At 70.8% G+C, this 13,769-nt stretch carries 12 protein-coding genes; 7 read left to right on the forward strand and 5 right to left on the reverse strand.

Annotated elements, in window-relative coordinates:
- Positions 1 to 11: 11 nt before the first annotated feature.
- Complete coding sequence (locus AB0B61_RS06670; protein WP_358428947.1) at positions 12 to 1,187, reverse strand: ROK family transcriptional regulator; 1,176 nt, start codon at positions 1,185 to 1,187, stop codon at positions 12 to 14.
- 99 nt (positions 1,188 to 1,286) lie between these two features.
- Between AB0B61_RS06670 and AB0B61_RS06675 the strand changes: the two genes are divergently transcribed.
- Genes AB0B61_RS06675 through AB0B61_RS06695 form a run of 5 tightly spaced genes read left to right on the forward strand, consistent with a single transcriptional unit; the run spans position 1,287 to position 5,992 of the window.
- Positions 1,287 to 2,381 carry a sugar ABC transporter substrate-binding protein gene (locus tag AB0B61_RS06675; protein ID WP_358428948.1) on the forward strand — a complete coding sequence of 365 codons (1,095 nt, stop codon included), beginning with the start codon at positions 1,287 to 1,289 and terminating at the stop codon, positions 2,379 to 2,381.
- Positions 2,381 to 3,100: an ATP-binding cassette domain-containing protein gene (locus AB0B61_RS06680; RefSeq protein ID WP_225292028.1), complete on the forward strand. Its 720-nt coding sequence runs from the start codon at positions 2,381 to 2,383 to the stop codon at positions 3,098 to 3,100. The genes AB0B61_RS06675 and AB0B61_RS06680 overlap by 1 nt, the downstream gene beginning before the upstream one ends.
- Positions 3,097 to 4,281, forward strand: a complete 1,185-nt coding sequence (locus tag AB0B61_RS06685; protein ID WP_358428950.1) for a sugar ABC transporter permease — start codon at positions 3,097 to 3,099, stop codon at positions 4,279 to 4,281. Before AB0B61_RS06680 ends, AB0B61_RS06685 begins: the two co-directional genes overlap by 4 nt.
- Entirely contained in the window at positions 4,278 to 5,153 is an 876-nt protein-coding gene (locus AB0B61_RS06690) for an ROK family protein (protein WP_358428952.1), read from the forward strand. Before AB0B61_RS06685 ends, AB0B61_RS06690 begins: the two co-directional genes overlap by 4 nt.
- Positions 5,154 to 5,182: 29 nt before the next feature.
- Positions 5,183 to 5,992, forward strand: coding sequence for a class I SAM-dependent methyltransferase (locus tag AB0B61_RS06695; protein ID WP_358428954.1), 810 nt, complete (start codon positions 5,183 to 5,185; stop codon positions 5,990 to 5,992).
- 500 nt (positions 5,993 to 6,492) lie between these two features.
- On the opposite strand, the gene serA is transcribed toward AB0B61_RS06695, so the two are convergent.
- Positions 6,493 to 8,082: a phosphoglycerate dehydrogenase gene (serA, locus tag AB0B61_RS06700; protein ID WP_358428956.1), complete on the reverse strand. Its 1,590-nt coding sequence runs from the start codon at positions 8,080 to 8,082 to the stop codon at positions 6,493 to 6,495.
- Between the two features lie 239 nt (positions 8,083 to 8,321).
- On the opposite strand from serA, the gene AB0B61_RS06705 reads away from it, so the two are divergent.
- On the forward strand, positions 8,322 to 9,176 hold the full coding sequence (locus AB0B61_RS06705) for a hypothetical protein (RefSeq protein WP_358428958.1): 855 nt from the start codon (positions 8,322 to 8,324) through the stop codon (positions 9,174 to 9,176).
- Positions 9,177 to 9,294: 118 nt separating this feature from the next.
- Here the strand turns inward: AB0B61_RS06705 and AB0B61_RS06710 are convergent, their stop codons facing one another.
- Genes AB0B61_RS06710 through AB0B61_RS06720 form a run of 3 tightly spaced genes read right to left on the reverse strand, consistent with a single transcriptional unit; the run spans position 9,295 to position 13,039 of the window.
- Positions 9,295 to 11,853: an FtsX-like permease family protein gene (locus tag AB0B61_RS06710; RefSeq protein WP_358428960.1), complete on the reverse strand. Its 2,559-nt coding sequence runs from the start codon at positions 11,851 to 11,853 to the stop codon at positions 9,295 to 9,297.
- Positions 11,850 to 12,530 (reverse strand): ABC transporter ATP-binding protein, encoded by a 681-nt coding sequence (locus tag AB0B61_RS06715; RefSeq protein WP_358428962.1) that lies wholly within the window; start codon positions 12,528 to 12,530, stop codon positions 11,850 to 11,852. The genes AB0B61_RS06710 and AB0B61_RS06715 overlap by 4 nt, the downstream gene beginning before the upstream one ends.
- The gene (locus tag AB0B61_RS06720; RefSeq protein ID WP_358428964.1) at positions 12,527 to 13,039 is read right to left on the reverse strand and encodes a PadR family transcriptional regulator; all 513 of its coding nucleotides are present in this window, start codon (positions 13,037 to 13,039) and stop codon (positions 12,527 to 12,529) included. The genes AB0B61_RS06715 and AB0B61_RS06720 overlap by 4 nt, the downstream gene beginning before the upstream one ends.
- Positions 13,040 to 13,127: 88 nt before the next feature.
- Between AB0B61_RS06720 and AB0B61_RS06725 the strand changes: the two genes are divergently transcribed.
- Positions 13,128 to 13,676, forward strand: a complete 549-nt coding sequence (locus tag AB0B61_RS06725; protein WP_358428966.1) for a DUF1707 and FHA domain-containing protein — start codon at positions 13,128 to 13,130, stop codon at positions 13,674 to 13,676.
- The last annotated feature ends 93 nt before the right edge of the window (positions 13,677 to 13,769 follow it).

Here is a 13,769-nt window from a genome sequence, read left to right on the forward strand (position 1 = left end):
GACAAGACCTTTCAACCCTGTCTGGCGTCGAAGATCAAGTCCCAGGCCCTGGCTCGGGCATGGGCGACCGCGCCCAGCAGTACTCCACTGTCCCCCAAAGCGCTGGCGACCACCACCGGCCGCAGGGGGCCCAGCTCGGCGATCCGATCCTCGATCGCCGCGCCCAGCAGCTCCAGGTTGCGCCCCACCCCGCCGCTCAGGACGATGACCTCCGGATCCAGGACCGCCGCCACCGCCACCAGGAGACCGCCGATGCGGCGCCCCTCGGCCTCCACCACCGAGCGGGCCGCCGGGTCACCGGCCGCCGCCACCGCGAAGACGTCCTTGGCCGTCTCGAGGTCCAGCCCGGCCGCCCTGGCCGCGCGAACCACGCCGGGAGCCGAGGTCACCGTCTCCGTGGCACCGTGGGCCAGGGCGTCGTCCGTAAAGGGTGGGACGTAAGGGGGCGAGTCCGTGGGGACGTAGGAGACCTCTCCCGCCGCTCCCCTGGCTCCGACGTAGAGTTCGCCGTTGATGACGATGCCCATCCCGACGCCCGTACCGATGGAGACCAGGGCGAAGTTGGCCTTGCCGCGCCCCTCCCCGTACGTGTGCTCGCCGACCGCCGCCAGGTTGATGTCGTTCTCGATGACCAGCTCCACGTCGAGCGCCGACCGGAGGCGACCCGCCAGGTCGGGCGGGCCCGGCAGGTTGGGCGCGAAGTCCAGGCGGCCCTGGGCCGGGTCGTAGACGCCGGGCGAGCCGACCACCGCGCAGGCGATCGCCGACCAGTCGAGCTCGGCCTCCCTGGCCGCCGCGCGGCAGAGGTCGCCCACCAGGACCGCGAGCTCGGCCGAGTCGCGGGCGGTGTTGCGCCCGTCGGTCCGGCCCGCGAACGTGCCGCGCAGGTCGGCCACGGCGACGCGGATCCAGTCGCGGCCGATGTCGATGCCCGCCACGTGAGTGGAGGCCGCGTTCATGTCGTAGAGCGAGGTCACCGGGCCCGGCCGGCCCGACACCTCGCCGACCAGGTGCACCAGCCCGTCTTCCTCCAGCCCGGCGAGCGCCGCCGAGACCGTCGGCTTCGACAGCCCGGTGATCTTGGCCAGATCGGCCCGTGACGCCGGGCCGTTCGCGTGGAGCTGGTCGAGCAGCCGACGCTCGTTCAGCACCCGCAGCAGCCGCGGATTACCCAGCCCACCCCGCATCTTCAGCCCTCCTCGCGCCAAACTCTAGCCAACGGCCCTGGTAGTAAACTAGCTTTCTTACCAAACAGCGGGGCGGGCCCACCGAGAGGACGATGTGCGATGGACCGAGCATGGCGACTGATCCCGGCCGCGGCGCTCTTGCTGACTGCCGCCGCCTGCGGAAACTCCACCAGTACGGGCGGCAGCACGGCGAGCGCGAGCGCCGGAGCCACGGCCAAGACGATCGCCCTCTTCCTGCCCGAGTCCAAGACCACGCGGTATGAGGCGTTCGACCGCCCGCTGTTCGAGGCGAAGGTGAAGTCGCTCTGCGCCGACTGCAAGATCCTCTACAGCAACGCCGAGCAGGACGCGGCCAAGCAGCAGCAACAGGTCGAGGCGGCCCTCACCCAGGGCGCGAACGTCCTGGTGCTGGACGCCGTCGACGCCAACGCGGTGGCGCCGCTGGTCAACCAGGCCAAGCAGAAGAAGATCCCGGTGATCGCCTACGACCGGCTGATCTCCGGCATCGACTACGCGTACTACGTCTCGTTCAACAATGTCCGGGTCGGCGAGATGCAGGGCCAGGCCCTGCTCGACGCGATGAACGCCAAGGGCACGACGGCCAAGGGACAGATCGTGGAGATCCACGGCGCCCCGACCGACCCCAGCTCGGCCGACTACAAGAAGGGCGCCAAGAGCGTCCTGGACGGCAAGGTCAAGGTCGGCAGGGAGTTCGACACGCCCGACTGGAGCCCCGACAAGGCCCAGCAGCAGATGGAGCAGGCGATCACCGCCATCGGCCGGGACAACATCGTCGGCGTGCTGTCGGCCAACGACGGCATGGCGGGCGGCGCGATCGCGGCCATGAAGCGCGCGGGCTACAAGCAGCTGCCGCCGATCACCGGGCAGGACGCCGAACTGGCCGCCGTGCAGCGCATCCTCACCGGCGAGCAGTACATGACCATATATCTGGACATCAGAGCTGAGGCGGAGAAGTCCGCCGAGCTGGCCGTGGCCGTGGCCAAGGGCGAGCAGCCCGCCGCGACCAGCAAGGTCAACAACGGCACCGTGGACATCCCCGCCTTCCTCCTCGACCCCATCGCCGTCACCGCGGACAAGGTCAAGGACACGATCGTGAAGGACAAGTTCTACACGGCCGACCAGATCTGCACCGCCGAGGTCAAGGCGGCCTGCGCGAAGGCGGGCATCCAGTAGTGCTCTCCGCGACAGGCATCTCCAAGCGCTACGGCGCGGTCCAGGCGCTCGACGGCGCCAGCCTGCACCTGCGCCCCGGCGAGGTCACCGCCCTCATGGGCGACAACGGCGCGGGCAAGTCCACGCTGGTCAAGGCCATCTCGGGGGTGGTCGTCCCGGACGAGGGCACGATCACGCTCGACGGCACGCCGGTCAGGATCGCCAACCCGCACGACGCGCAGGCGCTCGGCGTCTCGACCGTCTACCAGGACCTCGCGCTCTGCGAGAACCTGGACGTGGTGGCCAACCTGTTCCTCGGTACGGAACGCCGCCGCTGGTCGCTACTGCGCCACATCGCGATGGAACGCGCCACCCGCGACCTGCTCCAGCAGCTCGACGTGCGCATCAGGGACATCAGGGTGCCCGTCGCCATGCTGTCGGGCGGACAGCGCCAGTCCGTGGCGATCGCCAGGGCGCTGATCGGCGAGCCGCGCCTGGTCATCCTGGACGAGCCCACCGCCGCGCTGGGCGTGGAGCAGACGGCCCAGGTGCTCGCGCTGATCGGGCGGCTGCGCGACCGCGGGCTCGCGGTCCTGGTCATCTCGCACAACCTGGCCGACGTCCGGGAGGTGAGCGACCGCGTGGTGGTGCTGCGTCTGGGGCGCAACGCCGGCGACTTCGGTACGGCTGACACCACGCAGGAGGAGATCGTGGCCGCGATCACGGGGGCAGGGCGATGACCGACACGCTGGCGCGCAAGCCGTACACGCCGAAGGTCGCCGTCGAGCGGCTGAGACAGGGCGACGTCGGCGCGTGGCCGGTCGTCGGCGGGCTGGTGGCGATCGCGATCGTCTTCAGCGCGCTCAACGACCGCTTCCTCGCGCCGGAGAACCTGACGAACCTGGCCCTGCAGATGGCCGCGACCGGCACGATCTCGCTGGGCATCATCATGGTGCTGCTGCTCGGCGAGATCGACCTGTCGGCCGGCTCGGTCAGCGGCCTGTGCGCGACGATCATGACCATCATGCACGTCAAGCAGGGCTGGAACCCGCTGGCGGCCATCCTGATCGCCTTGGCCGCGGGGGCGGGGATCGGGCTGATCCACGGGCTGATGTTCACCAAGCTGCGGATGCCGTCGTTCGTGGTCACGCTGGCCGGGCTGATGGGCTGGCTCGGGCTGCTGCTGTTCCTGCTGCGGCAGGGCGGCACGATCAACCTGCCGTTCACCGGGTTCATCTCGAAGCTGAGCGATACCTGGCTGCCGTCCTGGCTGTCGTGGCTGCTGGTGGCGGCCCTGGTGCTCGTCTCGGGCGGCGCCGCGCTGCTCACCCGGCGCCTCAGACTGGCCGCCGGCCTGCCCGTCACTCCGCTGTGGTGGCTGCTGGTCAGAACGGGCGGCCTGGCCGTCCTGCTCGCGGCGGGCGTGCTCATCATGTCGGCCGACCGGGGCGTGCCGCTGCTGCTCATCATCTTCGGCGCGCTGGTGGTGGTGTTCGATCTCGTGCTCAGGCATACCGCGTTCGGCAGGCATGTGTACGCCGTCGGGGGCAACGCGGAGGCGGCCAGGCGGGCCGGGATCAACGTGACGCGCATCAGGATCCTGGCCTTCATGCTGGCCTCCACGCTGGCGGCGGCCGGGGGCATCCTGGCGGCCAGCCGGTTGTCGGCGGTCAACCAGCAGTCGGGCGGCAGCGACATCCTGCTCATGGCGATCGCCGCGGCGGTCATCGGGGGCACCTCGCTGTTCGGCGGCCGGGGGCGCGCCTACGACGCGCTGCTCGGGGTGCTGGTGATCCAGTCGATCACCAGCGGCATGTACCTGCTCAGCGTCGACTCCTCCGTACGGTTCATGGTGACGGCCGCGGTGCTGGCCCTGGCCGTGGCGATCGACTCGCTGGCCCGGCGGGGAGCCGCCCAGTGAGCCGCGTGCTGGGCATCGATGTGGGCGGCACGAAGGTCGCCGTCGGCGTCTCCAGCTCCGACGGACCGGAGATCGTCGAACGGATCCGGCTCGACACCGGCGCCGGCACCCTGGAACGGGCCCTGGCGGCGGCCCGGGACCTGGACGGCGCGCCGGCCGCCGTGGGCTTCTCGACCTGCGGCGTCATCCGCGACGGCCGGATCTGGCTGGCCCCCAACGTGCCCGGCTGGGAGGGGCTGGAGCTGCCCCGGCTGCTGCGGGAGGAGTACGGCGCGATCCCGGTGGCGATCGACAACGACGTGAAGGCGGCCGCGGCGGCCGAGCTGCGCTGGGGAGCGCTGCGCGGCGTGTCGGCGGGCGTCTACCTGAACCTGGGCACCGGGCTGGCGGCGGCGCTGGTGGTGAACGGCCAGGTGGTGAACGGGGCGCACGGCGCGGCCGGCGAGATCGGCTACCTACAGGCGGTTCCGGGAGAGCCGGCCTTCGCCGACGGGCACGTTCCCTTGGAGGAGCGGGTCTCGGGCGGCGCGCTCGCGGCCCGGGGCACCGCCCTGCTGGGCCGCGAGACCACGGCGGCCGACCTGTTCGCCCTGTCCGCCTCGGCCCCCGGCTCGGCGGTCGCGGAGCTGGTGGACGAGGCGATCGGGCTGCTGGCCATGAACGCGGCGAACCTGTGCGCGACGTTCGACCCGGAGTGCCTGGTGGTCGGCGGCGGCATGATGGGCGCGGCCGACCTGATCATGCCGCGCCTGACGGCCGAGCTGCGCCGGGCCGTACCCTTCCCGCCCGAGGTACGCCCGGCGCGGTTCACCGACGACGCCCCACTGCTCGGCGCGCTGGCCCTCGCCCATGCCGCTTCACAGTCTTCATAAGTTCGTGAAACGGGTGTAGCTTCGACGGCATGGCTCCCGAAAAGGTGCGGCTGGCCGCCGAGAAGGCCACGCTCCTCGCCACCCTGTACGGCAGGGCACTGGACGCCCGCTCACCGCGTCCCCTACTCGACGACCGCCTGGCGGCCGCGACCGTCGAGCGCATCGACCACGACTTCAGCGAGACCGGCATGGACCAGCGCACCGCCGCCTCGGTCGCGCTCCGGGCCCGCTTCCTGGACGGCTGGGCCAGGGAGTTCCTCTCCCGGCACGCCGAGGCGACCGTGCTGCACCTGGGCTGCGGTCTCGACACGCGGGCCCACCGCCTGGACCCGCCGCCGAGCGTCGACTGGTACGACGTGGACTATCCAGACGTCATCGACCTACGGCGGCGGCTGTATCCGGAGGAGCACCGGATGATCGGCACCTCGGTCACCGACCTCGGCTGGCTGGACCAGGTACCCGCGGGCAAGCCGACGCTGGTCATCGCCGAGGGCCTGTTCTACTACCTCGACCCGGCGGAGGGCCGCGCGCTGGTCAGGGCGATCGTCGACCGCTTTCCCGGCGGCCAGTTCGTCTTCGACGCGCTGAGCCCCTTCGGCCTGCGCCTGCAGAAGCTCAACAAGCCGGTCAGGAAGGCCGAGGCCACGATGCACTGGGGCATGGACGGCCCGGCCGACCTGCTGTCGATCAGTCCGAAGCTCCGCCTGGTCACCGCGATGAGCGCCTTCGACCTGCCCGGCTACGGCCGCCTGTCGGCCTCGCACCGGATCTCGGCCGGGCTCGCCAAGATCGTGCCCGGCTTCAGGAGGATGGCCGCCTTCTACCGGCTGGAGTTCTGAGGGCAACCGGCCGGAGCGCTGAGAGCTTCCGGCCGGAGTTGGAGGCTAGCGGCCGGCGTCCTGCGGGGCGCCGCCGTTGTCCCTGCGGTCCAGGGCGGTCTGCAGGGCCTCGGTCGCCTCGTCGGCGGTCTCGTCAGCGGAGTTCCAGGCATACATCTCGTACATGTGTGTCTCATCTCATTTCGCGGGGCGTCGTGTGCTGTCAGTCGGACTCCGGTCACGAATCCGACCGGGCCTGAGCTCGTGGGGTCCGGATCGCGGACCGGACGATGGGGCTTACCGGTCGACGCAACGCCGCACACCACGGCGGGTCGTCGACCTGCCCTAACAGGCCCCGCCGCGGCAGGTAATAAGTACGAGAACCTGGCGCATCTTCCGAAAGAATACCTGGCGGTAGTTTGGCTGTCTCGTTGGACGTCCTACTATCTCGCATCCTGAGACAGAAAAACGGCTGCCGCGGACGCGACAGCCGTTGGTCCTGGAACGCTCTGAAGAAGGGGTCAGTCCTCCAGGTCGACCGAGCGGCCGCTCTCGGCGCCGATCTCGGCGACGATCTGCTCGACCACGTCGGCAGGGATGGCGGAGTCGACCGTCAGCGCGATCAGCGCCTTGCCACCCTTGGCGTCACGGGCCACCTGCATCGAGGCGATGTTGACGCCGTGCTCACCGAGCAGGCGGCCGACGACGCCGACGATGCCGGGCCGGTCGGTGTAGGTGAAGAACGACAGGTGCGCGGTCGGCTCGATCTCCATCTCGTAGCCGTTGACCTCGACGATCTTCGTGATCTGGCGCGGGCCCGACAGCGTGCCCGAGACCGAGACGCGGCGGCCGTCGGCGAGCACGCCGCGCACGGTGACCACGTTGCGCCAGTCGGGGCTGTCGGAGCTGGTCACCAGATTGACGGAGATGCCCCGGTCCTTGGCCAGGAGCGGCGCGTTGACGTAGGTGACCGAGTCCTCGACCACGTCGGCGAAGATGCCCTTGAGCGCGGCCAGCTCGATCACTCGCACGTCCTGCGAGGCGATCTCGCCGCGCACCTCGACGTCGAGCTTCGTGGCGACCTCGCCCGCCAGCGCGGTGAAGACGCGGCCCAGCTTCTCGGCCAGCGGCAGGCCCGGCTTGACGTCCTCGGCGACGGCTCCGCCCTGGACGTTGACCGCGTCGGGCACGAACTCACCGGCGAGGGCGAGCTTGACGCTCCGCGCGACCTGGGTGCCGGCCTTCTCCTGGGCCTCGTGCGTGGAGGCGCCCAGGTGCGGCGTGACGACGACCTGGTCGAGCTCGAACAGCGGGCTGTCGGTGCAGGGCTCCTTGGAGAACACGTCGATGCCCGCCCCGGCGACGCGGCCCTCCTTGATCGCCGAGTAGAGCGCGGCCTCGTCGACGATGCCGCCGCGGGCCACGTTGACGATCCGCACCGACGGCTTGACCTCGTGCAGTTCCTTGTCACCGATCAGCCCGAGCGTCTCCTTGGACTTGGGCAGGTGCACGGTGATGAAGTCGGCCTGCTTGATGACCTCTTCGAGGCTGACCAGCTTGACGCCCATCTGGTCGGCGCGAGCCGGCGGCAGGTAGGGGTCGTAGGCGATCAGCTCGACGCCGAACGGCTGCAGGCGCTGCGCCACGAGCTGGCCGATCTTGCCCAGGCCGAGGATGCCGACGACCTTCTCGTCGAGCTCGACACCGGTGTACTTGGACCGCTTCCACTCGCCGTTCTTCAGCGCGGCGTGCGCCTGGGCCGTGTTGCGGGCGCTGGCCAGGATGAGCGCGACGGTCTGCTCGGCGGCGCTGGTGATGTTGGAGGTCGGGGCGTTGACCACCATCACACCGGCCTTGGTGGCCGCCTCGACGTCGACGTTGTCGAGGCCGACGCCGGCCCGCGCGACCACGCGCAGCTTGGGCGCCGCGGCGATGGCCTCGGCGTCGACCTGCGTGGCGGAGCGGACGATGAGCGCGTCCACGTCGGCGAGCGCGGGCAGCAGCTGCGAGCGGTCGGCGCCGTCGGTGTGGCGGACCTCGAAATCGTTGGCGAGTACGGCGAGGCCTGCCTCGGACAGCTCCTCTGCGACCAGTACGACGGGCTTGCTCATGGAAGTGAATCCTTAGGGGCATGCGGGCGGGCGTTGAGGGACACCTCAGAGGGCCCCTCGGACCCCCCGAGTCTATCCGCGCTTGTGAACGTGTTCACGAGTGACCCAGGATCTGAGACAGCCGCCTCCTTACCCCGGCTCCCGCAAACTCATCCACACTGCTCCCGTCTTTGTCTTGATCGGGGGATTTCTTGGCTATTAGCCTGATAAGCCGTGACCGACTACCTATGGTTCGTCATATGAGCATCGGGAATCCTGCGCTTGCCGACGTGCTCGCCCAGCATGGCAATCCACATCGCCTGCTGGCGGCGCTCGCTGATGGTGGGGTTCTGGTGGCAGTGCGACCAGACCGTTCAGTCGTCCTGGGTACGACCCAGGCCGGCGACAGAGTGCTGCTCGGATACACGGGCGCGGCAACGTACGCCCGGCACCGCGGCAGCCACTCCCTCTCCGCCTGCGATCCGGACACGATCCTCGACATCCAGCGCGTCACGGGTGTGCGGGAGATCGTGATCGACGCGGCGGGGCCCGCAGCGGCGGCCGTGCCCATCGACGACCTCCAGCGCTTCCTCGCCTCGACGCGGTCGGGGCCTCATCCAGTGCTGTCGGGAGCCGTCCCCGCCGCGTACGCGACGGGCGCGATGGCCACGGTGTCACGGGGAGCCGCGCTCGCCCAGGTGGCGCCGCCCTCGCCGGACGCGCCCGCGCTGCCGTGGATACCGGCGCCGCGACCGCACCTGTCGGGCCCCATGCAACAGGTCGACCCCGGCTACCGCCGGTGCACGCACCCGATCCTGCCCGCCCTGCGGCGGGCCATCGGGAACCTGCTCATGGACTACCCGCTCGTGCACCACGTCTGGATCTCCGAGGCGCGCACCGCCTCGGGGGCGCCGGGGATCATGCTGCACGTGAAGGTGCACATGTCGGCCGCCGAGGACGTGGTCCGCGACCTGCACCGCGGGGCCCGCGCCCGGCTGCCGCAGTTCGCGGCGAGCGGGGCGCCCATCCTGATGGCCCGGGTGGCGGACTCGCGCAGCGAACGCCGGATGATCGAGATCGGCGCGCACGTGGTCTGCGCCGACGTGATCGACTAGCCACGGCCCCGGCGGCCCGAAACGGCCTTAACCCGTGCCCCGGCTGACACCGGGCCACGGACGCGCATGACCGCGGCCCGCATCGAGCGGACCGCGGTCACGAGCACGCGGGTACGGCTTACGCCAGGCGGCGGGTCAGCTCCAGCCGCGTCTTGGCGAACGCCCAGGCCACCAGCGCCGCCAGCAGCGGCAGTCCCACCGCGAACGCGACGAGGAACAGCCAGGGGATGGAGACCGTCGTGGGCCCGGGAGTGAACCAACTCGCCCCCTGGACCCCGTTGTGGCGGCTCATCGGCCACGACAGCGCGATTCCGCCCACAACCCCGGCCACGACGCCGACCAGCGCGCCCAGCCCGGCTATGTAACCCGCCTGGCCGGCCACCACCAGCCGCCGGACGCGCGGGGGTGCGCCGACCGCCGACATGGTGTTCAGGTCGTGGCGCATGTCGGCCGCGGCGAGCCCGGTGGCCGCGAATGTGCCGCCGAGCACCAGCACCATGGCCGCGCCCAGCAGGATCCAGAGCACCCTCGCGAGCTCATCGCCCCTGGGGTATTCGAAGTAGACGTCGATCTGGTCTCCGGCCACGGACAATTGCTTCCTCAGACGCTGCTGGTCCACCAACGGCTCCATCGCGTACAGCCGCCGCTCCTTCACCTGGAGCCCAACGGGCCGCAGCACGGCCGGTGGAACGACCCCGCCGCTGACCCGCGGGTCGGCGGCACTCGCCAGCACGGCGGGAACAGGCTTACGGCTGATCTCGCCGTCCGACGCGTAGAACTTCAGGGTGGCCAGGCCATCCTTGATCAGCGCCGGATCGAACACCACGATCTTGCCCGCGGCCAGGGCCGCGGCGGCCTGCGGATCCTGACGTCCCTGGATGAACGCCAGCACCCGCGCGTCGCCGACCGGAAGCTCACCTGCGTAGAAGGAGTCCTCGCACCGCTCATCGCAGCGGCGCTCGACGTCGATCCACGCCCGTCTGCCCTTGGAGTCCATGGGAACCGGGCCTGGAATCAACCGCGTCTTCGGCAGCTCGCGCTCGGCCGCCGCCCGCAACCTGGCCCAGCCGCTGTCGTCCAGCTCATTGGCTTCGATCTTGATGCTGCCCATCGGGGCGTAGGGATGGTAGGCGGCGTCGAAGGCCGCGTCGGAGCTGGCGAGCCCGACGCCGAACGCGACCGCCGCCGTGGTGGCCGCCATGACGGCGGCCGTCGCGGAGGCCGTACGGGACCGGTGGCGTGAAGCGTCGCGGACCGACAGGCGCAGCGGGAGCGGCAGCCGGGCGGCGAACCGGCTCGTCCGGCGCACCAGCCACGGCATCAACGCGACCAGCCCCAGCACAATCAGCCCGAAGGCCGCGACGATCGGCAACTCGTTGCCGCGCGTGCTCAGCCTGACCAGGGCCAGCCAGACGAGGACCAGCCCGGCCACCACCAGCAGCAGACCGAGCACCGGCCGGCCCGCGCGGTCGCGGAGCTCGCCTTCGCGGCCCGCCAGCACCTGGGCAGGGCTCTGCCGCGCGGCCTGCACGGCGGGCACCAGAGCGGCGATCAGCCCACTCACCACGCCCAGCACGGCGACGCCCGCGACACTCGCCCACGGCACTTCGAACGGGCCGAGCGACCCGAACAGCTGCCCGGCCCACGGCACCGCCGCCAAGGCGCCTCCGATGCCGAGGATCGTCCCGGCCAGTGCCGCGGCGCCGCCGAGCACCAGCCCGTCGGCGAGCACGATGGCCCGCAGGTGCGCCCCCGAACCGCCCTGGGCCGCGATCACGGCCAGCTCCCGGCGCCGCCGCCGCAGTCCCACGGCGAACGCGGGTCCGGCCAGCAGCGCCGTCTCCATGACGATGAAGACGACGGCGAGCGCGATCTTGAGCGGCAGGTCTCCGTCAGGGGTACCTTGGCGAACCCCGGCGGGCGGATTCTCGATGACGACTCTCGACTCGACCATCAGCCCGTGGGCGTTCAGCGCCCGCACCCGCGACCAGTCGAACGGAGCGGCGGTGTCGAGGAGCCAGCCGGTGCCGTTGCCGTCGTCCTTGTTCAGCAGGAGCCCGCCCTGAAATCCGACGAACTCCATCAGGCCCGGCCTGTTCGGGTACTCGATCACGCCGACCACGCGCACCCGCTTGTTCGCCCGGGTCACGGCGACCGTGTCGCCGGCCTTGACCCCCAGCTCCAGGAGCGCGGGTGTCACCACGACCTCGTCGGGAGCGGCGGGGAACCTGCCCTCCGTCAGGCGCCGCATCCCCCGCGTCATCGCATCCCGCAGGTCCACCTCACTGGCGGACACCTGCTCGTAGCCGTCCTTGCCCGCGAACAGCACGCTGCCCTTGTCGTACGGGATGATCCGGCCGCCGACCAGCGCAGCCACCTCGGCCTGCTTCCACGGCGCGGCTGCGGCCTCCCCTGCCGGCCCGTTGGTCATGCCCCGGCCGAAGACCTCCTGCTCGATCGGCGCGCGGAAGCGCGTCGTGACGACTCGCGCGTCCGCCCCGCCCAGCTCGGCGGTCAGTCCCTCCCGCATGTCCACGCTGATCGTGGCGTATCCCGTGAGCACGCCGGTGATGAGCAGCACCGGCAGGCCGATCATCACCATGATCAGCGCCGTCCGTCCCTTGAACAGCAGCGCGTCCCTGCGGGAGATCCGCAGCGCGGCGGCGAAGGCGCTCATCGGGCGCTCTCCAGAGGTACGGCCGTCGAGTCGGCGATCTCCCCGTCGCGCAGGAACACCACACGGTCGGCCCACCCGGCGTAGCGGGGCTCGTGGGTGACCAGCAGCACCGCCGCGCCCGCGTCGCAGCGCTCGCGCAGCAGCCGCAGGATCTCGTCGCCGCTCGCCGTGTCGAGCGCCCCCGTGGGCTCGTCGGCCAGCACCAGGCGCCGCTCGCCGGCCAGCGCCCTGGCGATCGCCACGCGCTGCCGCTGCCCGCCGGACAGCTCCCCGGGAAAGCGGTCGGCGACATGGTCCACCCCCAGCGAGGCCAGTACGGCCAGCGCCTCCTCGCGGGCCTGCCGGGAGCGGACGCCGTCGAGCTCCCTCGGCAGCATCACGTTCTCGGCGGCCGTGAGTGACGGGATCAGGTTCAGGTCCTGGAAGACGTACCCGACGCTGCCGCGCCGCAGCGCCGCCAGGTCCGTAACGCCGGCCAGGTCCTTGCCCTCGATCGTCACGCTGCCCGAGGTCGGCCGGTCGAGGCCGCCCGCTAAGTTGAGCAGGGTCGACTTGCCGGAGCCCGACGGGCCCATGACGGCGACCAGCTCGCCACTGGAGACCTCGAGGCTCACCCCTTTGAGCGCGTGCACCTGGCCGTGCACGCGCGTCACCTCGTCCAGTCTCAGCACAGTCATGCGTTCTTCTCCTTGAGTACGGCCTCGCAGTGGTCCAGCCAGCGCTGTTCCGCCTCGGCCTGAAAGATCAATGAATCGAGGACGAGCCGCTGCGCGAGCCCATCCGTGTTCGCCCGTTTCGCCTTGGTCAGCTCCTGCAGCGCGCGCATGGTGGCGGTGCGCTGGGCCAGGATCACCGCTGGCACGTCGACGTCCCCGGCGGCGACGGCCATGGCGAGTTTGATGACCAGTTCGTCCCGAGGCCGGTCGGTCTGGTCGACGGGGGTGCTGAACCATCGCTCCAGTTCGGCCCGACCGGCCTCGGTGACCGTGTAGACGGCCCTCCCCTGTTCGTCGGCCCCTCCGGGCTCGACAAGGCCGTCACGTTCCATCCGGGCGAGCGTCGTGTAGACCTGGCCGATATTGAGCGGCCAGGTCGCCCCTGTCGACGCCTCGAATTCCACCCGGAGCTGGTAGCCGTAACGCGGCCCCCTGCTCAGCAACGCGAGCAGTCCGTGTCTGATCGACATGGATACTGAGTATGCATACTGAGTATGCTCAACGCAACTGATTCGCATATTCTGGACAGGGAACGCCGTTCAGGCCGATACTCAGGGCATGAGCTCGACGCATCCACCGTTCCGCGCGTCCGACGGGGAACGCGATCGCGCGATCGACGAGCTCCGCGACCGCGCCGTCGAAGGCCGGATCTCCCACGACACCTTCGTCGGCCGGGTGGATCAGGCCCTGCGGGCGCGCAACCGCCACGAGCTCGACGAACTGGTCGCCGATCTGCCCCGCCGCCGGACGTTCCGCCAGCGGATGACCGACGCGGTGTCGAACGTCTCCGACTTCACCACCCGCCTCCAGGCGGCCTGGCGCCGGCCGCGCCTGCCCAGGCTGGCCCTGCCCGACGACCACCGCGTGCGCTACGTGGTCGGCCGCGGGTCGGCCTGCGACCTGGTGCTGTCCGATCTGACGGTCTCGCGGGTGCACGCCGAGCTGCGGCGCGAGGACGACGGCGGATGGATGCTGGTCGACCTGGGCTCGCTCAACGGCACGCGGCTGAACGGCTGGCGGCTGGTGGGACCCGCCAAGATCAAGTCGGGCGACGAGGTCTCTTTCGGCGACTGCGGCTTCATGGTGAGCGCCGGCCAGCTCTCCTGAGTGCTTTCCTGGGTACGGGCCCGCCTTCGTGACGGCGTACCCGCCGTACGACCGACCCCAAAAATACGGATATTTGCGGATTACAGGCTGCGT

The sequence above is a fragment of the Nonomuraea sp. NPDC049158 genome, from assembly GCF_040648335.1.
Classification (GTDB): domain Bacteria; phylum Actinomycetota; class Actinomycetes; order Streptosporangiales; family Streptosporangiaceae; genus Nonomuraea.

Coding starts and splice junctions, on each gene's coding strand:
- AB0B61_RS06670 (WP_358428947.1), bottom strand. CDS start 1,187: ATGCGGGGTGGGCTGGGTAATCCGCGGCTGCTGCGGGTGCTGAACGAG.
- AB0B61_RS06675 (WP_358428948.1), top strand. CDS start 1,287: ATGGACCGAGCATGGCGACTGATCCCGGCCGCGGCGCTCTTGCTGACT.
- AB0B61_RS06685 (WP_358428950.1), top strand. CDS start 3,097: ATGACCGACACGCTGGCGCGCAAGCCGTACACGCCGAAGGTCGCCGTC.
- AB0B61_RS06695 (WP_358428954.1), top strand. CDS start 5,183: ATGGCTCCCGAAAAGGTGCGGCTGGCCGCCGAGAAGGCCACGCTCCTC.
- serA (WP_358428956.1), bottom strand. CDS start 8,082: ATGAGCAAGCCCGTCGTACTGGTCGCAGAGGAGCTGTCCGAGGCAGGC.
- AB0B61_RS06705 (WP_358428958.1), top strand. CDS start 8,322: ATGAGCATCGGGAATCCTGCGCTTGCCGACGTGCTCGCCCAGCATGGC.
- AB0B61_RS06710 (WP_358428960.1), bottom strand. CDS start 11,853: ATGAGCGCCTTCGCCGCCGCGCTGCGGATCTCCCGCAGGGACGCGCTG.
- AB0B61_RS06715 (WP_358428962.1), bottom strand. CDS start 12,530: ATGACTGTGCTGAGACTGGACGAGGTGACGCGCGTGCACGGCCAGGTG.
- AB0B61_RS06720 (WP_358428964.1), bottom strand. CDS start 13,039: ATGTCGATCAGACACGGACTGCTCGCGTTGCTGAGCAGGGGGCCGCGT.
- AB0B61_RS06725 (WP_358428966.1), top strand. CDS start 13,128: ATGAGCTCGACGCATCCACCGTTCCGCGCGTCCGACGGGGAACGCGAT.